Genomic DNA, 24775 nt, shown 5'->3' with positions numbered 1-24775 from the left:
TACAGTGCGTTTTTCCGGCCGATCGTGGCTCCGCTCGTAATGGTTTTTCGAACTCCCCTTCGGTGCAAAAAACTTATAAAATTGCACACACGTCGGGTAGAAGATCAGGAAGGTAGAAGAGATGGCGAACATACTGGTAGTTGACGATGAAATGGGAATCCGGGAGCTGCTGTCCGAGATTCTCGGTGACGAAGGTCATGCCATCACCCTGGCCGAGAACGCGCAGCAAGCGCGTGAGGCGCGCGCGGCCGGCGCCCCGGATCTCGTGCTGCTCGATATCTGGATGCCTGACACCGATGGCGTCACGCTGCTCAAGGAATGGCAGCGCGACGGCCTGTTGACCATGCCGGTCATCATGATGTCCGGTCACGCGACCATCGACACCGCAGTCGAGGCAACGCGCATCGGCGCGCTGAACTTCCTCGAGAAACCGATCGCGCTGCAAAAGCTGCTCAAGGCCGTGCAGCAGGGCTTGAGCCGCGCGCAGGAAGTCGCACGTGCGCCGCTGGCGCCGCCGCGCCCGATCGCGCCGAGCGTGCCGGGCATGGGCCTCGATGGCGGCGGCGCCGCATTGGCGTCGGCATCGCCATCAACGCCGATGTTCGCGTCGGCCAATGCACAGCCGGGCGCCGGCGCGGCCCTTGGCAACGGGGCGCGGCTGGTGCATGCAATGTCGCAGGGCGAGGGCACCGGCTACACGCTGTCGTTCGACCTGCCACTGCGCGAAGCGCGTGACGCATTCGAGCGCATGTACTTCGAACACCACCTGGGCCGCGAAGGCGGCAGCATGACGCGCGTGGCCGAAAAGACGGGCCTGGAGCGCACCCACTTGTACCGCAAGCTCAAGCAGCTGGGCGTCGAGCCGGGCAAGCTGGCCAAGAAAGGGGGCTGATGGCCCGCGCGGCCACCAGTCTCGTTACCGGTTCGACGGCGGCGGCGCGCGAAGGGGCCATTGCAGCAGCGTTGGCCGTGCCCTTCGATGCGGCGTCTGCGTCTTCTGCATCTTCTGCATCCGTCAGCGGCCTCGCTGCTGACAGAGCAGCCTCTCCCGCAAGCCGCCTGCCGGCGCCTGCCATCCCGTTCGACGCCGTCATCCTCGAAGGCCTGGGCGTGGCGTCCACGCCGCTCGAATCCGGTCCCGGCCTGCAGGTCATGCGCATTGCCCCGGGCTGCCTGTGCTGCGACGGCAATCTGGTTTTGCGTGTAACATTGAATCGTCTGCTGCGCCAACGCCCTCGGCGCCTGTTCATCGGTCTGGCGAGCAGCGAACACCTTGATCAGTTGCGATCGTGGCTTGCAGCACCGCCATACGATCAGCTGTTGGCCCTGGAGCCGACCGTGCACGTCTGAGCTTTACGGGTGCGTTCACTTGAAATCCAGCTGGCCAGCCCCACCTCTTAATCGAAGTGAACAGCCTGTCATGCGCCGCCACCGGCAGGTTGGCACCAACTTTCTGATCGAAGGAGTCAACATGAACATGATCTACAACAGTGAACAGTACAGCGTCGTCGAATTCGGTGTCGACCGTGAACTCGAAGCACTGCGCTTTGGTGGCTTCGAGATCGTCGACAAGACCGGCCGGCGCGAAGCGTTCATCGGCGGCCGACTCGCGCAATCGTTCCGACGCGATGTCAACAACCTGATCGCCAGCGAACCAACGATGGAAGAAATCGACGAGTTCCTGGGCGAATACGACACCCTGATGAGCCAACCGGTGGTGCTGCATTAAGCCGGTTCTGAAGTACCTGCCGCGCCATTGCCAACCAAGGTGATGGCGCTTTCGTTTCGGTAGCATACAAAGCTGTACCCATGTGCCAGTTACTTGGAATGAACTGCAATGTCCCTACTGACATTGTCTTCTCTTTTACCGGCTTCGCCCATCGCGGCGGCCATACCGATACCCACCATGACGGCTGGGGCATCGCCTTCTTCGAAGGTACGGGCGTGCGCCACTTCGTCGATCACCAGGCAGCGGTTGCCTCGCCGATCGCCGAGCTGATCAAGCGTTACCCGATCAAATCCACCAACGTCATTGCCCATATCCGCAAGGCCACTGTCGGCCAGGTAGCGCTGGAAAACTGCCATCCGTTCGTGCGCGAGTTGTGGGGCCGCTATTGGGTGTTTGCCCATAACGGCGACCTCAAGCAATTTGCGCCTGTGCTCGATGGCGCATTCCGGCCCGTCGGCACGACCGACAGCGAACTGGCTTTTTGCTTCCTGCTGCAAAGCCTGCGCCGCGAGTTTGGCGATACAGCCCCGACGCGCGCGGCAATGGCCGGTGCGCTTGGGCGCATCATTCCCGGCATCGCCGCCCATGGCACCTTCAATATGATGCTGTCCGATGGGACCGCGCTCTATACGCATTGTTCGACCAAGCTGTGCTATGTCGTGCGCAAGCACCCGTTCGTGACGGCCTGCCTGTCGGACGAAGACCTGTCGGTCGACTTTTCGCAGGTGACGACGCCCGATGACCGGGTCGCGATCATCGTCACTGAACCGCTGACGACGAACGAGGGATGGACCCACTTCGCGCCGGGCGAGTTGAAGGTGTTCGTCGATGGCTTGCCGCAGGATGTGGCGGCCTTGTCAGCCAGTTGATCGTTCCCCAACATTCTCACAAAAAATTTATGCTGGGAAACCCAACTGTCATTGGGATGCGGTAAAGTAGATCGGTTGCCGCGATATTGAGAATGACATGACCGATACAGCCCGCCTCCTCGACGAGGCATCCCAGCCACTGCGCATGCGCAATTTTTTCTTGGCGCGCCAGCCAGTGCTGGACCGTAACCAGGCATTGTATGGCTACGAATTGCTGTTCCGTGGCAGTGCTCAGGGGCCGGCGGAGTTCGAGTCCGGGCTGTCGGCCAGCGCCAGCGTCATCCACCATGCGTCCCAACTCGGCTTGCCGCGCGCGATTGGCGATGCGACCGCGTTCATCAATGTCGACAAGGACGCGCTGATGAGCGATATATTCGCATTCATGCCACGCGAGCGCACGGTGCTGGACATCGTCAGCTCGGTCGAGCCCGATGTCGACGTGATCGATCGCATGACGCATCTGGCGTCGCACGGTTTTCGTTTTTCTGCCGAGGCCTCGGCCCACGGCGCGGCGCTGTCGCGTTTTCTGCCGGTAATCGATTTCGTCAAGATGGACCTGCGCACGCTGCCGCTCGTGACGATGCTGTCGCTCGCACCGCGCCTGCGCAACACCGGCAAGCGACTGGTGGCTGCGAAGGTCGAGAACCTCACCGAATACCGTACCTGCCTTGATGTCGGCTTCGACTATTTCCAGGGCTATTATTTTGCCAAGCCATCGGTGATCGCGGGGCGCAAGTTGTCGCCGTCGCAAACGACGGTGCTCGACCTGATGAACCTGATCACGTCGGACGCCGACAATGCCGAGATCGAGCAGGTGGTCAAACGCGAAGTGACGATTGGCCTGAACCTGCTGCGCCTGGTGAACACGCCCGCGGTCGGGGCAGGGCGGCGCATCGAATCGATCAGCCAGGCCTTGACCCTGCTGGGCCGGCGCCAGTTGCAGCGCTGGCTGCAGATCCTGCTGTTTGCCGAGCCCGACGTGCGCGGTCACAGCCAGAGTCCGCTCCTGATGCTGGCCACGACGCGCGCGCGGCTGATGGAGTTGCTGGCCCAACGCATGCGCCCGGCGCAGCGCAACGTCGCCGACATCGCGTTCACGGTTGGCATGATGTCGCTGATGGACACGCTGTTCTGCATTCCGATGCGCGACATCGTCGAACAAATCCCGGTGATCGACGAAGTGCGCACCGCGCTGTTGAATCGCACGGGTTTCTTTGGCGAGCTGCTCAAACTGGCCGAATCGATCGAGCGCATGGACGACGAGCAGGACGATATGCTGGCGGGCCTGAAGTCACTGGCCTTCGATGGCGACGACCTGGCCGAGCTCGAAGTGGCCGCGTTCGAATGGAGCGACAAGGTCGTACGCTACGCCATCTGACGCTGCCAGCGACATCACCCCGACCGGGCCGCCAGGACAACCTGCCGGCCCGTTTGCATTCCCAGCCCCATAAAAGCAATTGCCTTCCAATTAGGGTCAGAGTCGAATTGTTTGACAACTTTTCTAATCTGCAAGGCCGGGAATGGCCCAGTCTGCTATAGGCAGGAGAAATTGTTCAATAATTCGACTCTGACCCTAATTAAAATTGCTGATTTTAGGAAAAATTACTTATTAATTCTACTCTGACCCTAATTGGGGGTTAGGAGAGGTTGGGGGCCAGGTGGCGTTCGACTTCTTGTTTGTCCATGTGGCGGCGGGTGGCCATGTCGTCGACCTGGTCGTTGGCGATTTTGCCCACGACGAAGTACTTTGAGTCGGGGTGGGCCAGGTAGAAGCCGGAGACGGCGGCGCCGGGGTACATGGCGTAGGACTCGGTCAGTTGCATGCCGATTTCTTCGGCTTGCAGCGTGGCGAACATGTCGGCTTTGACCGTGTGTTCCGGGCAGGCCGGGTAGCCTGGGGCGGGGCGGATTCCCAGGTATTTTTCGGCGATCAGCGCTTCGTTGCTCAGGTCTTCGCCGACGGCGTAACCCCACAGGTCGGTGCGTACGCGTTCGTGCAGGTATTCGGCGAAGGCTTCGGCCAGGCGGTCGGCCAGCGACTTGAGCATGATCGACGAGTAGTCATCGTGCGCCGCTTCGAAGCGCTGTTCGTGCTTTTCGATGCCCAGGCCGGCCGTCACGGCGAACATGCCGATATAGTCGGCGATGCCGCTGTCTTTCGGCGCGATGAAGTCGGCGATGCACTGGTTCGGGCGCTGCTCGCCATTCACCATTGGTTTCACGCCCTGCTGGCGCAGGCCGTACCAGGTCAGCGCCACTTGCGAGCGCGATTCGTCCGTGTAGATTTCGATGTCGTCGTCATGCACCGTGTTCGCCGGCAGCAGGGCGATGACGCCGTTGGCCGACAGCCAGCGGCCTTCGATGATCCGCTTGAGCATCGCCTGGCCTTCGGCAAACACCTTGCTCGCGGCGTCGCCCACCACGTCGTCGGTCAGGATGGCGGGGAAGGGGCCAGCGAGGTCCCAGGTCTGGAAGAACGGGCCCCAGTCGATGTAGCGCGCGATCATGCCGAGATCGACGTTCTTGAAGATGCGGCGGCCAATGAACTTCGGTTTCACCGGTGCGAATGCGAGGCGCGCCTTGTTGGCGCGGGCCTGCTCTAGCGTGAGCATCGGCAGGGCCTTCTTGCTGGCGTGCTGGATGCGGATACGCTCGTAGTCCTGCGCCAGTTCGATGATGTAGGCATCGCGCGTGTCGTCCGTGACCAGCGACTGGCCGACCGACACCGAACGCGACGCATCCGGCACGTACACCACCGGGCCATCGTAGAACGGCGCGATCTTGACGGCCGTGTGCGCGCGGCTGGTGGTCGCGCCGCCGATCAACAGCGGCATCTTGCGGTCGCGGAAATACGGATCGCGCTGCATCTCGCGCGCCACATGCGCCATTTCCTCGAGCGATGGCGTGATCAGGCCCGACAGGCCCACCATGTCGGCGTTTTCTTCTTTCGCACGCGCGAGGATGTCGGCGCACGGCACCATCACGCCCATATTGACGATCTCGAAGTTATTGCACTGCATGACGACCGAGACGATGTTCTTGCCGATGTCGTGCACGTCGCCCTTGACGGTGGCGATCACCATCTTGCCCTTCGGCTTGGAGACGATGCCGGTGCGCGCTTCTTCGAGCGCCTTTTCTTCTTCGATGAACGGCACCAGGTGGGCCACGGCCTGCTTCATCACGCGCGCCGATTTGACCACCTGCGGCAGGAACATCTTGCCCTGGCCGAACAGGTCGCCGACGATGTTCATGCCGTCCATCAGCGGGCCTTCGATCACGTGGATCGGGCGGCCGTTCGAGGCCAGCACCTGCTGGCGCATTTCTTCGGTGTCCTCGACGATCCACTGCGTGATGCCGTGCACCAGCGCGTGCGCCAGGCGCTTTTCGACTGTCGCTTCACGCCATTCGAGGTTCTGTTCCTGCTTGTTGCCGCCGGCTTTCAGGGTGCCGGCGATCTCGATCATGCGTTCGGTGGCGTCCTTGCGGCGATTGAGCACGACGTCCTCGACGCGTTCGCGCAGTTCGGGCGCCAGGTTGTCGTAGACGCCGACCATGCCGGCGTTGACGATGCCCATCGTCAGGCCCGCCTTGATCGCGTGGTACAGGAACACGGTGTGGATCGCTTCCCGCGCCGGATCGTTGCCGCGGAAGCTGAACGACACGTTCGACACGCCGCCCGAGATCTTCGCGTACGGCAGATTGTCGCGGATCCACTGGCACGCTTCGATGAAGTCGTTCGCGTAGTTGTCGTGTTCTTCGATGCCGGTGGCGATCGCGAAAATGTTCGGATCGAAGATGATGTCTTCGGGCGGGAAGCCCACCTGTTCGGTCAGCACCTTATAAGCGCGCGCGCAGATCTCGGTCTTGCGCGCGAACGTGTCGGCCTGGCCCTGCTCATCGAACGCCATCACGATCACGGCCGCGCCGTAGCGGCGGCACAGGACTGCCTGGCGAATGAATTCTGCTTCGCCTTCCTTCATCGAGATCGAGTTGACGATCGCCTTGCCCTGCACGCACTTCAGGCCCGCCTCGATCACCGACCACTTCGACGAGTCGATCATCACCGGCACGCGCGAGATATCGGGCTCCGATGCGATCAGGTTCAGAAAGCGCGTCATGGCCGCCTGCGAGTCGAGCATCGCTTCGTCCATATTGATGTCGATGACCTGGGCGCCGTTCTCGACCTGCTGCCGTGCGACCGACAGCGCCTCGTCGAACTGCTCGTTGAGGATCATGCGGGCGAACGCTTTTGATCCCGTCACGTTGGTGCGCTCGCCGACGTTGACGAACAGCGACGACTCGTCGATCGTGAATGGCTCCAGGCCCGACAGGCGCATCGCCACCGGGATCTCGGGGATCGTACGTGGCGCGTGCTGCTCGAGGATGGTCGCGATCGCGTTGATGTGCTCCGGCGTCGTGCCGCAGCAGCCGCCGGCGATATTGATGAAGCCCGCGTCGGCAAATTCGCGCAGCAGCGCGGAGGTGTCTGCGGGCAGTTCGTCAAAGCCCGTATCGCTCATCGGATTGGGCAGGCCGGCATTCGGGTAGATGCAGACGAACGTGTCGGCGATGTTCGACAGCTCTTGCGCGTACGGGCGCATCAGCGCAGCGCCCAGCGCGCAATTAAGGCCAATGGTCAGCGGCTTGGCGTGGCGCACCGAGTTCCAGAACGCCGGCACGGTCTGGCCCGACAAGATGCGGCCGGATGCATCGGTCACGGTGCCCGAGATCATCAGGGGCAGGCGCGGCACGTCCGGGTGTTCGTCGAAGTACAGGTCGATCGCGAACAGCGCTGCCTTGCAATTGAGCGTGTCGAAGATCGTCTCGACCAGCAGCAGGTCGGCGCCGCCGTCGACCAGGCCGCGCACCTGCTCGTGGTACGACGCGACCAGCTGGTCGAAGGTCACGTTGCGCGCCGCCGGGTCGTTCACGTCGGGCGAGATCGAGGCCGTCTTGGGCGTCGGGCCCAGAGCGCCGGCGACGAAGCGCGGTTTCTCGGGCGTCGAATACTTGTCGCAGGCGGCGCGCGCCAGTTTGGCAGCCTGCACGTTCATCTCGTAGGCCAGATGCGCCATGTGATAGTCGTCCTGCGCCACGCCGGTGGCACCGAACGTGTTCGTCTCGAGCAGGTCGGCGCCGGCGGCCAGATAGCGCTCGTGGATTTCCTGGATGATCTGGGGCTGCGTCAGCGTGAGCAGCTCGTTGTTGCCCTTGACGAACAGCTCGCGCGCGCCAACGCGTTCGGGCGCGGCAAAGGTGGCAAACCGCTCGCCCCGGTACGCCGCTTCATCGAGCTTGTACTGCTGGATGATCGTGCCCATCGCGCCATCCAGGATCATGATACGGCGCGCAAGAATGTCGCGCAGCTGGGTTTCGATCGGCGAGATGGCGTTGGCGCGGGCGTTCATGGTGACGTCTTTCGAGGAGGGAGGCTTAAAGAAATTGCCTGTTGGGCGGTCTGCGATTATACGCCAAGCCGTTGATATCGCTGAAAGCCAGGTCCGTGTATGTATCCTTTTGTATGTAACGCCGTATGTGTTACATGGAGTTACAATTCGCGGCTTTGCAGCAATCTTTACGTTACATGTTGGGACGACAATCAAGTCAAGCCACGGCGAGTGGCGTGAACAGATGGGATAACGCATGAACAAAGAGTATCGACCGGACTGGGATCAGCCGATGGACCGCAACCCGGAGCCAGCGGCATCGTCGAAGCCGCAAGTCGCCAGCAATGGTGTGAAACAGATCGTTACGATCCGTCTGGATGTGGATATGCTTGAATGGTTCAAGGCCGCAGGTCCTGGCTATCAGACCCGCATCAACCAGGTTCTGCGTGAACATATGGATGCCGAGCGTGAATCGCAGGTGGATTAAGTCATTACAAGGCGCCCGCGAGGTGCCTTTTTTGATGGTGTAAAGACAAAAACGGCAGCCCGCAGGCTGCCTTGGCATATTCAGAGCGCGCGCTTGCTTAGCTGAACCTCAGCCCCGCCAGCGCAAACCCTTTCAGGAATTCGGCGGCCGCCAGGCGTTTGCCACCCGGTTTCTGCAGCTCGGTCAGGCGCAGCGCGCCAGACCCGCACGCCACCACGATCCCGCCCGCGTCCGCCTGTAGCACCTGGCCCGGCGCGCCGCCGCCCTCGACTGCGCCGGCATGCCAGATTTTCACTGCCACGCCATCGACCACACCGTTCGCACCGGGGAATGGATTGAACGCGCGGATCTTGCGCGCCAGGACGCTCGCCGGCAGCGCGAAATCGAGCTTCGCTTCTTCTTTCGTGATCTTGGCCGCATAGGTCACGCCGACATCTGGCTGCGGCCTGGCCACCAGCTGGCCCGCCGCCATCTTGTGCAGCGCCTCGACGATCATGCGCGCGCCCAGCGCCGCCACCTTGTCGTGCAGCGTGCCGGTGGTGTCCGTGGCGTCGACCGGCAAGCCTTCCATCAGCAGCATCGGGCCGGTGTCGAGGCCTTCTTCCATTTCCATGATGGTCACGCCGGCGTCAAGATCACCTGCTTCGATCGCGCGATGAATCGGCGCAGCGCCGCGCCAGCGCGGCAGCAGCGAGCCGTGAATATTGATGCAGGGGCGGATGTCGAGCGTGCTGCGCGGCAGGATCAGGCCATAGGCCGCCACCACCATCACGTCGTAGTCCAGCGCCAGCAATTGCGCGTGGGCCGCGCGTGCCTGCTCAGCGCGTTCGGGATCCTTGCTGTCGGTACGCAATGACAGCGGCTGCGCCACCGGCATGCCGTGCGCCAGCGCGTATTGCTTGACGCTGGAGGCCTGCAACTGCATCCCGCGCCCGGCCGGGCGGTCGGGCTGGGTCAGCACCAGGGGGACGGTGAAACCGGCTTCGTGGATCGCACGCAGGGCGATGGCGGCGAACTCCGGCGTGCCGGCAAAGACGACCTTCATCAACGACGCGCGCCGCGCTGGGCCGCTTCGCGCGCCAGGCCGCGCTCTTCTTTCTGCAGTTTGGCCTTGATGCGGTTGCGTTTCAGCGGCGACAGGTATTCGACGAATACCTTGCCCATCAGGTGATCCATCTCGTGCTGGATGCAGACGGCCAGCAAGCCATCGGCATCGACCGTGAACTCCTTGCCGTCGAGATCGAAGGCGCGCACCTTGACGCGCGACGGCCGCTCGACGCCGTCGTACACGCCCGGCACCGACAGGCAGCCTTCGTCGTACACCGCGCGCTCTTCGCTCGACCAGGTGATTTCAGGATTGATGAGGACCATCAGGTCGTCCTGCGACTCGGTCACGTCGATCGTGACGACTTGCTCGTGCACATTCACCTGGCTCGCAGCCAGGCCAACGCCTGGCGCTTCATACATGGTGTCGGCCATGTCGGCCACCAGGGTGCGCAGGCGCTCGGTGCCGAATTCGGTCACGGGCGTGGCAATCGTGTGCAGGCGTGGGTCGGGATAGCGAAGGATGTCGAGTAGGGCCATGATCAGTTCGGATTTCGAGAGGGTGGGTAGCAGTTGACGGGGTGCTGGGGCGCGGGCAATTTTGGACAGCAAATGCGCCACACGCCCCGCAGCAGAAACGCCGGTTTGTCTTGCTAGTTCAGGCAATTGTGTGCAGAATTTGATTCTATACAGCAACCCTTCCGTGGGCGGGGAGCGGTACGTCGTGATGCTTCTGGCGCCGCGGCCGGGCGTACTGCGCGCGCGGCCTGCAATTGTATTCGGATTTACGCTGTCTCAACGCCGGACTTAACGGACGTCTTCAATGAAAAATTTTAGCACAGTCATGGCCCATGCTGCAGCGGTGGCCTTGCTGGCCTGCGCCGCGAGCGGCACCGCCGTGGCCCAGACGAATGCCGCCGGCCCGTCGGCTGCCTGCGCGTTCCGTCCCGACGCCCCCGACAAGCACGTCGTGGTCAAGCGCGACACCCTCTGGGACATTTCGGGCAAGTTCTTGCGTAACCCATGGTGCTGGCCGCAGGTCTGGGGGATGAACCGGGATGAAATTCGCAACCCGCACTGGATCTATCCGGGCCAGGTGATCTGGTTTGATCGCGCACGCGGCCGTCTCTCGTTCGAACGGCCCGGCGAGGGCGGCGATGGCCGCGGCCAGCCGCCATTGACGCGCCTGTCGCCCCAGGTGCGCAGCGAAGGCACGGGTCAGGGCGCGGTGCCGTCGATCCCCGCCGGCGCGATCGAGCCGTACCTGACCCAGCCGCTGGTAGTCGAAGCCGATGAACTGGCCGGCGCGCCGCGCATCGTCGCCTCGCAGGAAGGCCGCTTCTATCTCGGCATGGGCGACCGCGTGTATGTCCACGGCGCGCTCACGAGCGACACGGTGTACCAGGTGTTCCGGCCCGGCACCGTGCTGCGCGATCCGCAGACCGGCAAGGTGATGGCGCATGAAGCGGCCTTCCTGGGCAGCGTCAAGCTCGTCACCCCGGCCGGCCCCGGCGTCGATGCGCACACCTTCCAGGTCGTCGACACCGTGCGCGAGATGGGCGTGGGCGACCTGCTGGTGCCGCAGCCACCCACGCCGGTGCGCAATTACGTGCCGCATGCGCCGCTGCAACCGATCGATGCGCGCGTGATGTCGATCTACGCCGGCGTGACCTATGCCGGCCAGAGTCAGGTCGTCACTGTCAACCGGGGCGCGGTTGACGGACTCGATGTCGGCGCCGTGCTGCAGCTCTATCATGTCGGGAAGACTGTGGCCGACCCGGCGAGCCGGGGTTTCCTCGGCATGGGGCGTGCCCAGTTGAAAATGCCTGACGAGCAAAATGGCAGCCTGTTCATCTTCCGTGTGTTCAAGAACGTCTCGTACGGCTTGATCATGACGGTGACAGCGCCGGTGCAAGTGGGCGACGTCGTCAAATCACCGGAGTAACCCCGCCGTGCAGGCCACGGATCCCCGCCCAACGCCGCAGCAGCACGCCACCCCGCTCGCCGACTGGCTGCGCCTCGAACAGGCCGACGGGGTAGGGCGCCGCAGCGTGCATGCGCTGCTGTCCGTGTTCGGCACGCCCGGCGCCATCCTGCGCGCTGGCCCGGCAGCGCTGGGCGCCCACGTCACCCCCGCCCAGGCGCGTGCCATCTGCGCCCCCGTCACGCCCGCGCTGGCGGCCCTCATCGAGGCCACGCTGGCCTGGCTGGCCGCGCCTGGCCACCATCTCGTCACTTTCCAGGATCCACAATATCCGCCGGCGCTGGCGGAGATTCCCGATCCCCCGCTGCTGTTGTATGTGAGCGGTCGCATCGAGTTACTGATCCAGCCGCTCGTCGCGGTCGTGGGCAGCCGCAATGCGAGCGTGCAGGGCAGGGTGGATGCCGAGTCGTTCGCCGCCGCGCTGTCCGGCGCCGGACTGTGCGTGGTGTCGGGGCTGGCGCTGGGGATCGACACCGCAGCGCACGAAGGTGCGCTGCGCGGGGGCGGCTCGACGATCGCGGTGGTCGGCACCGGCCTGGACCGGGTCTATCCGGCACGCAACCGGGCGCTCGCGCACCGGATCGCCGCGCAAGGCTGCATCGTCAGCGAATACGCGCTGGGCACGCCACCGCTGGCCGCCAACTTCCCGCGCCGCAACCGCATCATCAGCGGCCTGGCGGCCGGGGTGCTGGTGATCGAGGCGGCAGCGCAGTCCGGCTCACTGATCACGGCGCAGATGGCAGCCGAGCAGGGCCGCGAGGTGTTCGCGCTCCCGGGCTCCATTCATTCGGCGCTGACCAAGGGCTGCCACCGCCTGATCCGCGAAGGCGCGCAACTGGTCGAGACGGTGGACGATGTATTAACGGCAATGCGCATGTCGCCGCTGGCAGGGTTGCCGCAAGCTGCTGCTGCTGCTGCGTCTGCCCCTGCCGCGCACGATGACGCCATCCTGCTCGGCGCGCTGGGCCACGAGCCGGTCGCGCTCGACGCGCTGCTGGCCCGTCTGGCGATCGATCCGGGGGCGCTCGGCGCGCGCCTGCTCGACCTGGAACTGGCCGGCCTCGTGACCCGGTTGCCGGGCGGCCGGGTGCAGCGCATCTGGCGCTGACAGCGCGGTGGCAGACGGTGTTTATGACCGATAATGACAAGCCGGCCGTGCTTTCCAATCCGCTTTATGCGAATTGTATGTGCTTGTTTTTAATCGTTATTAATAAGCTGGCTTATTGAACAAGGCTTGGATACAACGGTTTTTCCACGACGCGGCGCGGCTGGCGTGCTCCACTTGTGCCTCACGAAGTTTAGCTGCTACAGTAGCGTCATTATGTTCGACATCCTGGTCTATCTCTACGAGACGTACTACCGTCCCGACGCCTGCCCCGAGCCGGCAGCCCTGGCGCGCAAGCTCTCCGCCGTTGGTTTCGATGACATCGAAATCACGGAGGCGCTCGACTGGCTGGGCGGGTTGACCGACGCGCCGCTGCCCGAAACAATTGACGCGTCCACGGGCACGCGTTATTACGTCGATGAAGAATACATCGAGCTCGGCAGCGCAGCGATCGGTTTCATCGCCTTCCTCGAAAGCGCCAGGGTGCTCGGCCCGATCCAGCGCGAAATCGTCATCGAACGTGCGCTGGCCTGCGACGAATCGCCCATTGCATTGAGCAAACTCAAGATCATCGTCTTGATGGTGCTGTGGAGTCAGGGCAAGGAACCGGACGCGCTGATGTTCGACGACCTGTTCAGCGATGACGACGAGCAGGAGCCGCGTTTATTGCACTGATTCAGTGTAATAATAGTAACAATCAAACGGGGCTGCGCGCCCCGTTTTGTATTTCCGGCATACCGGCCTGAATGCACCAGCGTGGGGCGGCCCCTTGCCGGAAGCGCGAGAACCCGCTTATCATTGGCCGCTTCATTCAGGACGTTACCAAGCTGGCATGATGGCCAGAATTTCACCGGGGCTGGCCCGAGCATGTATGATGCGCAAGCCCCACACTATATAGACAGTACGACGAGAAACACTATGACAAAATCCCTCATCATCGCCGAGAAGCCGTCGGTCGCGAACGACATCGCCAAGACGCTGGGCGGCTTCACCAAGCACGATGAGTACTTCGAATCGGACGAATTCGTGCTCTCGTCGGCCGTTGGCCACCTGCTCGAAATCGCCGTGCCCGAAGAGCACGACGTCAAGCGCGGCAAGTGGAGTTTCACCCACCTGCCAATGATTCCGCCGTACTTCGCGCTCAATCCGATCGCCAAGACCGAATCGCGCCTGAAAGTGTTGAATCGTTTGATCAAGCGCAAGGATGTCACGACGCTGATCAACGCATGCGATGCCGGGCGCGAGGGTGAACTGATTTTCCGCCTGATCGCGCAGAACGCGAAGGCCAAGCAACCGGTCAAGCGCCTGTGGCTGCAGTCGATGACGGCCGGCGCAATCCGCGACGGTTTCGCCAACCTGCGCAGCGACGAGGAAATGCTGCCGCTGGCCGATGCCGCGCGCTGCCGCTCCGAAGCCGATTGGTTGATCGGCATCAACGGCACCCGCGCCATGACGGCGTTCAACTCGAAAGAGGGTGGCTTCTACCTGACCACCGTTGGCCGCGTGCAGACGCCGACGCTGTCGATCGTGGTCGAGCGTGAAGAAAAGATCAAGAAATTCGTCTCACGCGACTACTGGGAGGTGCGCGCCGAGTTCGTGTGCGCCGCTGGTATCTACGAAGGCCGCTGGCTCGACCAGAAGTTCAAGAAGGACGAGAACGACCCCGAAAAGCGCGCCGAGCGTCTGTGGAGCAAGACCGCAGCCGACTCGATCGCCGCCGCCTGCCGCGGCAAGCAGGGCGCCGTTACCGAAGAATCCAAGCCGACCACGTCGATGGCGCCAGCGCTGTTCGACCTGACGAGCCTGCAGCGCGAAGCCAACGGCCGCTTTGGTTTTTCGGCCAAGAACACGCTGGGCCTGGCCCAGGCGCTGTACGAAAAGCACAAGGTGCTGACCTATCCGCGTACCGATTCGCGCCATTTGCCCGAAGACTATATCGCTACGGTCAAGGAAACGCTCGTCGCGCTGGCCGAGACCAATAACTACAATGGGTTCGCCAAGCAAGTGACCAAGGGCGGCTGGGTCAAGCCGAACAAGCGTATTTTCGACAACACCAAGATTTCGGATCACTTCGCGATCATCCCGACCGGTATCGTGCCGAAGAACCTGTCCGAGCCGGAACAGAAACTCTACGACCTTGTCACGCGCCGCTTCCTGGCCGTGTTCTTCCCGGCCGCCGAATTTTTGGTCACGACGCGCTTTACCGAAGTCTCGGGTCACCAGTTCAAGACCGAAGGCAAGGTCATGACCAATCCCGGCTGGCTGGCCGTGTATGGCAAGGACCTGGGCGACGACAAGGATGGCGCCAATCTGGTACCGGTGGCCAAGGGCGAAAAAGTCCTGACCGAGAAGATCACGGCCAATGCGCTGGTCACCAAGCCGCCTGCGCGCTACAACGAAGCAACGCTGCTGTCGGCCATGGAAGGCGCGGGCAAGCTGATCGACTCGGACGAGTTGCGCGACGCGATGGCCGGCAAGGGCCTGGGCACGCCGGCAACGCGCGCTGCGATCATCGAGGGCTTGCTGACCGAGAAATACCTGCTGCGCGAAGGCCGCGAGCTGATGCCGACCGCGAAAGCATCGCAGCTGATGACCTTGCTGCGCGGCCTGGGCGTGAATGAACTGACCGCCCCCGAGCTGACCGGTGAATGGGAGTTCAAGCTCTCGCAAATGGAAAAGGGCAAGATCTCGCGTGAAGAATTCATGCGCGAAATCGCCCAGATGACCCAGATCATCGTCAAGCGCGCCAAAGAGTACAGCAACGACACGATCCCGGGCGACTACGCGACGCTCACGACGCCGTGCCCGAACTGCGCGAGCGTGGTCAAGGAAAACTACCGCCGTTTCGCCTGCACCAAGTGCGAATTCTCGATGAGCAAGACGCCGGGCAGCCGCCAGTTCGAGATCAGCGAAGTCGAAGATCTGCTTGAAAAACGCACGATTGGCCCGCTGCAAGGTTTCCGCTCAAAAATGGGCCGCCCGTTTGCCGCCATCTTGCGCATCGTGCGCGACGAAGAGATCAAGAACTTCAAGCTCGAGTTCGATTTTGGCCAGGACGATGAAGGCGCCGATGGCGAAGGCGTCGACTTTACGGGCCAGACGCCAGTCGGTCCGTGCCCGAAGTGCGCCGGTGGCGTGTTCGAAATGCCATTGGCCTATGTGTGCGAACACAGCGTGGCCAAGCCCAAGACGTGCGACTTCCGTAGCGGCCGCATCATCCTGCAGCAAGAGATCCTGCCTGAACAGATGAGCAAGCTCCTCAATGAAGGCAAGACCGACCTGATGCCGGGCTTTGTGTCGCAGCGCACGCGGCGCGCGTTCAAGGCGTTCCTGGTACGTGGCAAGGATAACAAGATCAGCTTCGAGTTCGAAGAACGCAAGGCCAAGCCGGGTGCCAAGGTCAAGGCGGGCGCCGCTGATGGCGCCGTGGATGCCGAGGCAGCGGTGGACGGCGCAGCCGCCCCGGTGAAGGCGGCGCGCAAGGCGGCCGCCAAGCCAGCGGCCAAGAAAGCACCTGCGGCCAAGAAAGCACCTGCGGCCAAGAAAGCAGCGGCCAAGAAGCCGGCGGCCAAGAAGGCGCCTGCCAAGAAAGCAGCGGCAAACTAAGACAGCGCCGACCAGCGTAAAAAAACCGCGGCATGCCGCGGTTTTTTCTTTGTCGGACGGGACAAATGCTGTCAGTCCTGCCATTCCTTTAACGCGCGGATGGCTGCTTCGCCATTGTGAATGGCCTGCACCCGCCGCACGACTTCGTTGCGCCACGCTTCATCGGCGTCCTGATCGGGCCCGTCGATGTCCTGCAGCAGCATGTGTAGCACTTGCTGTTTCTCTGTTGCGTTCAGCATCTGGATTTTTTCGGTAATTTCCGTGACCAGGTTTGACATGACGCTTCCTCCCCCAAATTTTGATTTGATCATAGCGCGAGAACTACGGCTTGTCGACTGCAAGCATATTGTCTCGCGGTTTTCGATCGATCAGCTTGTTATCGGGATCGATGCCGGCACGCCCCGGAATGCCATCGACCACCAGCGTAATTTGCTGGTCAGCCCGATTGACGAGACGCCGTTCGCGCACCAGGGGATTGCCATCGCTGTCGTCCACGCCGAATTCGATGAAGTCGTGTAGCGGCATCGGCTGCTCTTCGCCCTGGTCGGTGGCGCGCATCTTGCCGGCGCTGGCGCGGATCGTCACCTCGTACTTGCCATCGGCGCGCCGGCGCGCCGTGGCGCTGTCGGCCCGGTTCTCGTACAGCACGATCGATTCGAACAGGTCGTCGACCAGGTAGGCCTTGGCCGGCGGCGTGACGGCGCGCAGGCCGTCGATGAGGCTTGACGCGGTCGGGTAGGGCGGGCCCTGGTAGCCGTGCCGGTCGATCAGGCCGCGCAGCACGCCGTTGACGGCATCCTCGCCCAGCATGTCCTGCATCAGGTACAACGCCAGTGCGCCTTTCTGATAGTGGATGTAAGGCTGCTGTTCGTTGAGCGCCAGCGGCGCTTCCTTGCGCTGCTCGCCCGCGCGGCCCCTCAGGTAGTGGTCGAGGTTATAGCGCAGGAAGCGCCGCATCTTGTCCGGGCCGTAGGCGCGCTGCATGACCATCAGCGCCATGTACTCGGACAAGCCTTCGCTGAGCACCGTGCTGCCGCGCGTGTTGGCGCCGACGAGCTGGTGCCCCCACCACTGGTGCGCTGTCTCATGCGCGCTCATGTAGAACGGGTAGTCGAGGTCTTTCGGCGAGCCGGGGTCGATGCGCGCAATGAAGCCGGCGCTTTCCGAGAACGGGATCACGCCCGGGTAGGCGTGGGCCCTCCTGCTGTAACGGGGGAATTCGACGATGCGCAGTTCGCGCAGCGGATAGCGCCCGAAGTTGCGCGCGCCGTAGTCGAGGCCCGCCTGGGCACCGCGCACCATGCGCTCCACGTTGGCTTCGTGGCCCGGGTGGTAATACACGTCGATCGTCACGTCCTGCCAGCGTTCGTGGCGCACTTCGTAGCGTGCCGAATGGAAGGCATAGCTGTTGAGCATCGGGCGGTCCATCTTGTAGCGGAAGTAGCGCCGTCCGTCCTGGCTCCATTCGCGCACCAGGGTGCCTGGCGCTATCGCGATCTGGTCTGCGCTCGTGCTGACGGTGGTCTCGAAGTCGATCCAGTCGGCATCCACGCCCAGCAGGTGGTTGGCGCGCGCCGCCGGGTCGTCGCGGGCGGCCATGCGCGCGCGCGGGGCCAGGCCATGGCGGCGGCGATCGCGGTCGTCGCGCAGTTCCACCGCCGGCTGGTAGCCGATGCGCGGCATGACGTCATCTGTAAAGAACGTGCCGTTGCCCACCACCGGCGTCTCGCTGCCCAGGCCAAGCAGGCCGCGCGGCGCGTAGTCGACGGTGAAGTCCAGCCCCATGCGCGCGCCCGGCGCCATTGGCGCGGCCAGGCGGTAGCGATAGAAGCCGCGCTCGGGGTCGCTTGCCGCCAGCGTTGCCGGCTGCGTGAACGTCACGTTCAGGCGCGCGCCGCGCTGCTGGTACAGCACCACGTCCGACAACGGCCGGCTATTGCGGTTCTCGAGCAGATAACGACCCTTGACCTGCAGGGCGCGCGCGGCGGGATGGATGGCCGTGTCGAGCTTGACGGCCGTGATGCGCGGCTGCGGCAGGAAAGCAGCGCGGTGATAGCGTTGCTCGTAGTCGGCGCGCAGTTGTTCGGCCTGGCGCGCGCTCAGGTAGCCGCCCTGCGCCATTTCCCAGGCCAGAAAGGCGCCGCTGCCCGCGAACACGACGGCGCCGGCGCCGATGGTGGCCAGCACCGGGAGGCTCAAGCTGCGCCGCGCCAGCTGCAGGCGCTCGCGCCAGCCGCTATCGACGCCGCGCGGCCACAGCGCGCGCGCCGCGCCCAGCAGCATCAGGGCCGCGCCGCCCCAGTACAGCAGATAGAAGCGCTCGCGCAGCAGGTAGTGGCCAAAGCCGTTCATCGCCGAATAGGTCAGGTCGGGCCAGACCGCGTACAGCACCAGCGGATGATCCAGGCCCGCACCGTTGAAGGCGAGCGCCGCCAGCACCCAGCCGATCATGACGAAGTTGGCCAGGTATTTGTGGTTGACGATGACTTGCACCGCAATCGCCAGCACCGCGAGCAGCGCCAAGTGGGGCAGCATGATCGAGAACAGCGCCCGAACGTAGAGGCCCGGTTCGAGCTGGAAGTAGCCCTTGAACAGCTGGATCAGCATGGCCGTGACCATGGCCACGAGCAGCAGGCAGGCTTGCAGCCCGACCAGTGCCAGCGTCTTGCTGGCCAGCGGCAGCCAGCTTGGCACCGGCAGCGCATCGAGGATCTGGCTGGTGCGCATCTCGCGCTCGCGCCAGACCAGTTCACCGGCATAGAAGATGGTCGTGATGATCACGAACAGGCCTGTCACATCCCGGATCAGTTCCAGCATCATGTAGGTGACGGGATACGTCGGCGTGCCATACATCGCGCCCAGATCGAGCGCGCTGGCGATCAGCGCAAGCACGCCGGCCGTGGCCAGCGCCAGGAAATACGCGTTGCGGGTCGATTCGCGCAGCTCGCCCCAGCTCGATTTGACGAGCAGCGCGGCCAGGCTGCGGGCCGCGAAGTCGGGCGGCGTGCTGGTGTCGCGCGCCGCGCGCGACAAGGCCGGCGCCAGGCCAGGCGGCAGTCCGGACGGCAGTTCGGGCGCCAGCTTGCGGCGCGCGCGTGTCTGGCCTTCGGTCTCGCCGACCGTCTGGAAGCGCCAGTAGCCAAGCAGCAGCACCAGCAGCGAGAAACCGGCCCAGAGCAGGCGGTTGATCAGGTACACATCGGTCAATGCGATCAGGCGCACGTTGCGCTCGGCCAGCGGCCAGTATTCGGTCAGGCGGATCAGGGCCGTGGTGCCGAACGGGTCGATCAGTGCGGCCAGCGTCTTGAAATCGAGGTCGCGCGCCAGCGATGGGGCAACCGTGTACCCGAGCGTCATGATCACGCTGGCCACGTACACCGGCAGCATGCGCCGGGTGAGGGCAGCGAGCACGAAGAAGATGGCGCCAAAGATGAACAGGTTGGGCAGGAGCGTGAACAGATAGGGCGTGAGCCAGGCCGCCAGCGGCGCGCCGCCGAGCCGGTCGGGTGCGATCCCCGGCAGGAAGGTGCCGAACCACAGGCCCAGCACGATGCCGGCGAAGATCACGGCCAGCGTGGCATACGCGCCCAGGAAGCGGCCGAACACGTAGTCACCCTTGCGCAGGGGCGCGCTGAAGAAGAAGTGGTGCATCTCGTGCTCGAAATCCTGCTGCACCGCGCGGCCCATGACGGCCGCGGCGACGATGACACCGAGGCTGCCGAGCATTGCCACGGCCAGCGCGATCTGGCGCGGCCCGTCGATCGCAATGCGGGTGCCGAACGTGATCGACAGCTCGCGAAACGCACCACCCGATGCCGCCATCCACAGCATCCCGAGCGCCAGGAAGCCGACGAAATACACCCAGGTGGACAGCAGCCGCAGGCGCTGCCTGGCCTCGAAACGGGCAATGACGAGCAGCGCGCGCACGGTCAGCAATCCCCGGCGGCGGGATTATGACGGCCGGCGATGGTGGCGAAGTACACGTCGTCCAGGCTGGCGCGGGCCGGCTCGAAGCCGTCGCCCGGGTCGTTCTCGGCATACACGTGGATCAGCGTGCGGCCACTGAGCAGGCGGCTCGAGATCACGCTGTGGCGCGCCTGGAAGGCCGGCAGTTCGGCCTTGGTGACGAAACGCGCCCAGATGAAGTCCTCGATGCCGTAGATGAGTTCTTGCGGCTCGCCGCACAGCAGCACCTGGCCCCTGTTGATGATCGCCATATTGGCGCACAGGTCGGCCACGTCGGACACGATGTGGGTCGAGAGCAGCACGGTGCGCTCTTCGCCGATGTCCGACAGCAGGTTATGAAAGCGCACGCGCTCCTGCGGATCCAGGCCGGCCGTGGGTTCGTCGACGATGATCAGGCGCGGGTCGCCCAGCAGGGCCTGGGCGATGCCGAAGCGCTGGCGCATGCCGCCCGAGAAGGTGCCCAGGCGCTGCGCGCGCACATCCCACAGATTGGTCTGCTGCAGCAGGCCGTCGACGACCTCGCGCCGGCGCGCCCGGTGCGACAGGCCCTTGAGCTGCGCGAAATGATCGAGCAGGTCGTAGGCCGTGACCTTCGGGTACACGCCGAAATCCTGCGGCAGGTAGCCGAGCATGCGGCGCACGGCGTCTTTTTCGTCCAGCACATCGATATCGTCGAGGAACACCGAACCGGCGTCGCATTCCTGCAGCGTGGCCAGGATCCGCATCAGTGTCGATTTGCCCGCGCCGTTCGGACCGAGCAGCCCGAACATCCCGGCCGGGATGTTCAGCGTGACACGGTCGAGCGCGACCACGCCGTTGGCGTAGGTCTTGGACAAATTGCGGATCTTTAATTGCATGACAACTCCTGGCTGCAGTGATGTATTTACATCGCAGCTACTCTTTTTTCACACTGGCATTGTATTCAATCGTCACGGCCAGGACAGGCACGGTGCGATGCACGGGCGAAAGCGGGCCCCAGGCTGCATTATCCGGTGACAGGGTGCATGCCGGGTTTCTTTCTATAAATTTGTTGTGCCGCGCAACGGGTGTGCAGCCCGCGCCCGCTCAATTTATGGATAATGGCAACATGGATGCCGCCACCCAAGACAAACTGCTGGTCCTGATGCGCGAAGGGCGCAGCCGGGCCGAATCGACCGACTGGTTGCGCGTCGGCCTGGGCCTGGTGTACCTGGCCGGCCTGATGACCAAGGACGAAATCGACTTCAAGACGGTCGACCGCGAATTCAACCGCTTCATCTATCACACGCTGGGCAAGGGCCACACGATCACCAGCGTGCTGCAGTTCATGAGCGGCGAGAAGGTCATGCCCACCGTGGAGTCGGCCCGTTTTCTGGATGCGTTTGCCCGGCACTGTCCCGGCGTTCCGCTGGTGTCGGTACCGTACCTGCTCGAACTGAACCTGGGCGTGGCCAAGAACATCTCCGGCATCGGGCCGGACGGCCCGCTGGTCGAGTGGATCGCACGGACAAAGGCATATAATGAAGGCCTCAGCGACTAGACCACCAAGCCAGCCATGACCGCGAATCGTTTCATCAGCCCCCTGGACCACCTGATCGTCGGCCTCGACAAGGCCTTGCGCGTCGTGGGCGGCGTGACCGCCATGTCGCGCCCGAACCCGGCCACGCATGCCCCCGACAGCGAGCTGTCCGACACCGAGCGCCGCCACAGCGCGGGTCTGATGCGCGTGAACCATGTCGGCGAAGTGTGCGCCCAGGCTCTGTACGATGCGCAGGCCAGTTTTGCCCACACGCCGCAATTGCGCGCGCAGTTCGAAGAAGCCGGGCAAGAAGAAGAAGACCATCTGGCCTGGTGCGCGCAGCGCTTGACCGAACTGGGTTCGCAACCGAGCGTGCTCAATCCGCTGTGGTATGCCGGCGCCTACGTGATGGGCGTCGTGGCGGCGAAGGTCGGCGACCCGGTCAGCCTGGGCTTCGTGGTGGAGACCGAGCGCCAGGTCGAGGCGCACCTGAACAGCCACCTCGAACTGCTGCCGCAGCAGGACGCCAAATCGCGCGCCATCGTCGACCAGATGCGCATCGACGAAATCGCGCACGCCGACGCGGCCCAAAGCATGGGCGCGGCCCCGTTGCCGATGCCGGTCAAGGCGGCGATGCGGGCGATGGCCAAGGTGATGACCACCGCCGCCTACCGCATCTGAGGCTGCGTTTTAGCTTTCGACGATCTCGATCGAGTGCGTGATTTCGGCCGTCTTGGCCAGCATGGCCGACGCCGAGCAGTATTTGTCATGCGATAGCTGCACCGCGCGTTCGACCGCCGCCGGCTTCAGGTTGCGACCCGTGACCACGAAGTGGAAGTTAATCTTCGTAAATACCTTCGGATCGGTCTCGGCGCGCTCGGCCTGCAGCGTCACATCGCACCCGCGCACGTCTTCGCGGCCACGCTTGAGGATCAGCACCACGTCATACGCGGCGCAGCCGCCGGTGCCGATCAACACCATCTCCATCGGGCGCGGCGCCAGATTGTGGCCGCCGCCTTCCGGCGCACCATCCATCGCCACCATGTGGCCGCTGCCCGTCTGGGCCCGGAAGCTCATGCCCGACGGGCCGTTCCAGCTGACTTTTACATCCATGTTCTGCTCCGCTCTGCTGTGTTCTTGAAAAGGGGCTTCGATTGTACGTTGTACGGCGGTATCACACACCCAGCACGTATTTCTCGCTCTTCATGCGCCAGCTCGCGAACGCCACCACCAGCAGCGCCGGGAGCAGGGCGCACAGGAAGGTCAGCACGAACGGCAACGGGCCAATGTCGCCGGTCTTGGCCAGTTCCTTCACCAGCGTCTGGTTCGACAGCATCGGCACCAGGTACATCCAGGTGGCGGTCTTGAGTTCCATGAACGAGATCACGAAGCCCGGAATCGCGGGAACGATCGTCACGAAGCTGACCGTGGTCTGGGCTTCCTTGAAGGTCTTTGCGTTCATCGCCAGGCCGATGAACAGGGCGCTCGAGAGCAGCGACAGCGGCACCGTGACCAGGCACACGAGCATCAGCTCACCCCAGCCCAGGTTCCACGACATGCCGATTTCCTCAAGCGGCAGCCAGCGCAGGATCGCGTGCGCGACGCACAGGACCAGTGTAACGCCCACCACCGACGGCACGCTGGCGGCCAGCCATTTGCCGACCACCAGTTCCCAGCTGCGGGCCGGCTGCGCCATTAGCACTTCGAGCGAGCGCCGTTCGCGTTCGCCCGCCGTGCTGTCGACGGCCGCCGACAGGTTCAGGAAGAACGCCGGCAGGAACAGGATGCCGATGATGCCGCCGATGACCATCGCCGAGCGCGAGGCATTGGTGCCGGTGTCATGGCGCTGCAGTTCGATGGGCGAGAGCGTGGCGGGCGAGACGCCGTGCGCGAGCAGGCGCGCGCTGGCGATATTGCTGCTGTAGGCCTGCAGGATCTCTTCGACGTCGCGCCGCTGCTGGCCGCTTTCGGTGGACGAATCGAACCACAGCTCCAGGCGCGCCGGACGCATGGCCTGGTAGTTGTCGATGAAGTCGTCCGTCACGCGCAGCACGGCGACGGTCTGCTTGGCGCGCAGCAGCTCGCCAATGGCGTCCTCGCCCATCGGCGTGGCCTCGGTGACGGTCACGCTGCGCTCGCGCAGCTGGGCCATCAGGGTCGGCGCTTTCGCGCCGCCGATGACGACCATCTCGATGCCTTCACGCTCGGTGCGCGTGTTCCGCTCGATCATCTGGTTCAGCAGCAGGCCGATGATGGCCGGGTACATCAGCGACGCGGCCAGCAGGAACATCAGCGTGCGGCGCTCGCGCAGCATTTCGCGCAGCTCTTTCAAAAACACGATCCGGATCTTGGACTTCATGCGATACCTTCTTCGGTGCCGACCAGGCTGACGAAGGCGTCTTCCAGGTTGGTGATGCCGGTGCGCCGGCACAGTTCTTCGGGCGAGCCCTGGGCCACGGTATGGCCCCCGGCGATGACGACCACGTCGTCGCACAGATGCGTTACTTCCTGCATCACATGGGTGGCCATGATCACGCAGCTGCCGTCTTCGCGCAGCGCATTCAATGCCGTGCGCAGCGCGCGCGTGCTCATCACGTCCAGGCCGCGGCTCGGTTCATCAAGCAGCAGGTGGCGCGGGCGGTGCAGCAGCGTACGCGCCAGCGCGACCTTGATGCGCTGGCCCTGCGAAAAGCCCTTGGCCCGGCGATCTATGATGTCCTCCATCCCGAGCAGCTCGGCCACTTCGCCGATGCGCGTGCGTAGTGCAGGGGCCTGCATGTCATTGAGTTCGCCGAAATAATGGAGGTATTCGCGGGTGGTCAAGCGTTCGTACAGCCCGAACTGGTCGGTGAGAAAACCGATATTGCGGCGCACCGTCATCGGGTCCTGTTCGGGGTCGACGCCGCCGATCAGGATGCTGCCGTGGTCGCGTTTGAGCAGGCCGACGAGCGTGCGCAGCAGGGTGGTCTTGCCGGCGCCATTGGGGCCGAGCAGCGCGGTGATCTGGCCATCGCGCGCAGTGAAGGAAACGCCGCCCAGCGCCTGGACGGCGCCGAAGGCCTTGCGTACATCGTGAACTTCGATCATGGCGTGTCCGAAT

Annotated in this window: 21 protein-coding genes; 12 read left to right on the top strand and 9 right to left on the bottom strand. The window is 63.8% G+C overall.

The features are described 5' to 3' along the window. Positions 1-121: 121 nt before the first annotated feature. From RCH14_RS04530 to RCH14_RS04510, 5 genes are all read left to right on the top strand, one after another. The gene (locus RCH14_RS04530; protein ID WP_343024947.1) at positions 122-892 is read left to right on the top strand and encodes a response regulator; all 771 of its coding nucleotides are present in this window, start codon (positions 122-124) and stop codon (positions 890-892) included. After that, the gene (locus tag RCH14_RS04525) at positions 892-1350 is read left to right on the top strand and encodes a GTPase (RefSeq protein ID WP_343024946.1); all 459 of its coding nucleotides are present in this window, start codon (positions 892-894) and stop codon (positions 1348-1350) included. Before RCH14_RS04530 ends, RCH14_RS04525 begins: the two co-directional genes overlap by 1 nt. 121 nt (positions 1351-1471) lie before the next feature. Beyond that, the gene (locus RCH14_RS04520) at positions 1472-1729 is read left to right on the top strand and encodes a DUF3567 domain-containing protein (protein ID WP_343024945.1); all 258 of its coding nucleotides are present in this window, start codon (positions 1472-1474) and stop codon (positions 1727-1729) included. 80 nt (positions 1730-1809) lie between these two features. Next, positions 1810-2598, top strand: a complete 789-nt coding sequence (locus RCH14_RS04515) for a class II glutamine amidotransferase (RefSeq protein WP_343024944.1) — start codon at positions 1810-1812, stop codon at positions 2596-2598. A gap of 97 nt (positions 2599-2695) precedes the next feature. Continuing rightward, positions 2696-3976: an HDOD domain-containing protein gene (locus tag RCH14_RS04510; RefSeq protein ID WP_343024943.1), complete on the top strand. Its 1281-nt coding sequence runs from the start codon at positions 2696-2698 to the stop codon at positions 3974-3976. 259 nt (positions 3977-4235) lie between these two features. Here the strand turns inward: RCH14_RS04510 and metH are convergent, their stop codons facing one another. Continuing rightward, positions 4236-8006, bottom strand: a complete 3771-nt coding sequence (metH, locus tag RCH14_RS04505; RefSeq protein WP_343024942.1) for a methionine synthase — start codon at positions 8004-8006, stop codon at positions 4236-4238. Between the two features lie 271 nt (positions 8007-8277). On the opposite strand from metH, the gene RCH14_RS04500 reads away from it, so the two are divergent. After that, positions 8278-8472 carry a BrnA antitoxin family protein gene (locus RCH14_RS04500; protein WP_407070054.1) on the top strand — a complete coding sequence of 65 codons (195 nt, stop codon included), beginning with the start codon at positions 8278-8280 and terminating at the stop codon, positions 8470-8472. A 97-nt stretch (positions 8473-8569) separates the two neighbouring features. On the opposite strand, the gene fmt is transcribed toward RCH14_RS04500, so the two are convergent. Further along, positions 8570-9517 (bottom strand): methionyl-tRNA formyltransferase, encoded by a 948-nt coding sequence (fmt, locus tag RCH14_RS04495; RefSeq protein WP_343024940.1) that lies wholly within the window; start codon positions 9515-9517, stop codon positions 8570-8572. Beyond that, on the bottom strand, positions 9517-10056 hold the full coding sequence (gene def, locus RCH14_RS04490) for a peptide deformylase (RefSeq protein ID WP_343024939.1): 540 nt from the start codon (positions 10054-10056) through the stop codon (positions 9517-9519). Before def ends, fmt begins: the two co-directional genes overlap by 1 nt. Before the next feature lie 283 nt (positions 10057-10339). Between def and RCH14_RS04485 the strand changes: the two genes are divergently transcribed. The 4 genes from RCH14_RS04485 to RCH14_RS04470 all read left to right on the top strand — a co-directional run bounded on the left by RCH14_RS04485 (position 10340) and on the right by RCH14_RS04470 (position 16211). Next, positions 10340-11461 (top strand): LysM peptidoglycan-binding domain-containing protein, encoded by a 1122-nt coding sequence (locus RCH14_RS04485; RefSeq protein WP_343024938.1) that lies wholly within the window; start codon positions 10340-10342, stop codon positions 11459-11461. Positions 11462-11468: 7 nt separating this feature from the next. Further along, positions 11469-12608, top strand: a complete 1140-nt coding sequence (dprA, locus tag RCH14_RS04480) for a DNA-processing protein DprA (protein WP_343024937.1) — start codon at positions 11469-11471, stop codon at positions 12606-12608. A 213-nt stretch (positions 12609-12821) separates the two neighbouring features. Next, positions 12822-13280: a DUF494 domain-containing protein gene (locus RCH14_RS04475; RefSeq protein ID WP_343024936.1), complete on the top strand. Its 459-nt coding sequence runs from the start codon at positions 12822-12824 to the stop codon at positions 13278-13280. A 243-nt stretch (positions 13281-13523) separates the two neighbouring features. Beyond that, positions 13524-16211 (top strand): DNA topoisomerase III, encoded by a 2688-nt coding sequence (locus RCH14_RS04470; RefSeq protein WP_343024935.1) that lies wholly within the window; start codon positions 13524-13526, stop codon positions 16209-16211. Positions 16212-16282: 71 nt separating this feature from the next. Here the strand turns inward: RCH14_RS04470 and RCH14_RS04465 are convergent, their stop codons facing one another. From RCH14_RS04465 to RCH14_RS04455, 3 genes are read right to left on the bottom strand one after another with little or no spacing between them, the layout of a single operon-like run. After that, the gene (locus RCH14_RS04465) at positions 16283-16489 is read right to left on the bottom strand and encodes an addiction module protein (RefSeq protein ID WP_332532557.1); all 207 of its coding nucleotides are present in this window, start codon (positions 16487-16489) and stop codon (positions 16283-16285) included. Between the two features lie 43 nt (positions 16490-16532). Further along, on the bottom strand, positions 16533-20138 hold the full coding sequence (locus tag RCH14_RS04460) for a M1 family aminopeptidase (protein ID WP_343024934.1): 3606 nt from the start codon (positions 20136-20138) through the stop codon (positions 16533-16535). Positions 20139-20140: 2 nt separating this feature from the next. Beyond that, a complete protein-coding gene (locus RCH14_RS04455; RefSeq protein WP_343024933.1) occupies positions 20141-21034 on the bottom strand; it encodes an ABC transporter ATP-binding protein in 894 nt (297 codons plus the stop codon). A gap of 230 nt (positions 21035-21264) precedes the next feature. Here RCH14_RS04455 and RCH14_RS04450 point away from each other — a divergent pair, with 230 nt between their 5' ends. Both RCH14_RS04450 and coq7 read left to right on the top strand, forming a co-directional pair. Further along, positions 21265-21696 (top strand): hypothetical protein, encoded by a 432-nt coding sequence (locus tag RCH14_RS04450; RefSeq protein ID WP_343024932.1) that lies wholly within the window; start codon positions 21265-21267, stop codon positions 21694-21696. 15 nt (positions 21697-21711) lie between these two features. Continuing rightward, positions 21712-22356: a 2-polyprenyl-3-methyl-6-methoxy-1,4-benzoquinone monooxygenase gene (gene coq7 / locus RCH14_RS04445; protein ID WP_343024931.1), complete on the top strand. Its 645-nt coding sequence runs from the start codon at positions 21712-21714 to the stop codon at positions 22354-22356. A gap of 9 nt (positions 22357-22365) precedes the next feature. Here the strand turns inward: coq7 and RCH14_RS04440 are convergent, their stop codons facing one another. From RCH14_RS04440 to RCH14_RS04430, 3 genes are all read right to left on the bottom strand, one after another. Continuing rightward, positions 22366-22788 carry an OsmC family protein gene (locus tag RCH14_RS04440; RefSeq protein WP_343024930.1) on the bottom strand — a complete coding sequence of 141 codons (423 nt, stop codon included), beginning with the start codon at positions 22786-22788 and terminating at the stop codon, positions 22366-22368. A 61-nt stretch (positions 22789-22849) separates the two neighbouring features. Next, entirely contained in the window at positions 22850-24034 is a 1185-nt protein-coding gene (locus RCH14_RS04435) for an ABC transporter permease (RefSeq protein ID WP_343024929.1), read from the bottom strand. Then, on the bottom strand, positions 24031-24762 hold the full coding sequence (locus tag RCH14_RS04430; RefSeq protein ID WP_343024928.1) for an ATP-binding cassette domain-containing protein: 732 nt from the start codon (positions 24760-24762) through the stop codon (positions 24031-24033). The genes RCH14_RS04435 and RCH14_RS04430 overlap by 4 nt, the downstream gene beginning before the upstream one ends. Between the last annotated feature and the right edge of the window lie 13 nt (positions 24763-24775).

The organism is Massilia sp. MP_M2 (assembly GCF_039123635.1).
In the GTDB taxonomy this organism is placed as follows: Bacteria; Pseudomonadota; Gammaproteobacteria; order Burkholderiales; family Burkholderiaceae_D; genus Telluria.
Note: the sequence above shows the minus strand (reverse complement) of the source record. Positions and strands in the feature narration are given on the sequence as shown.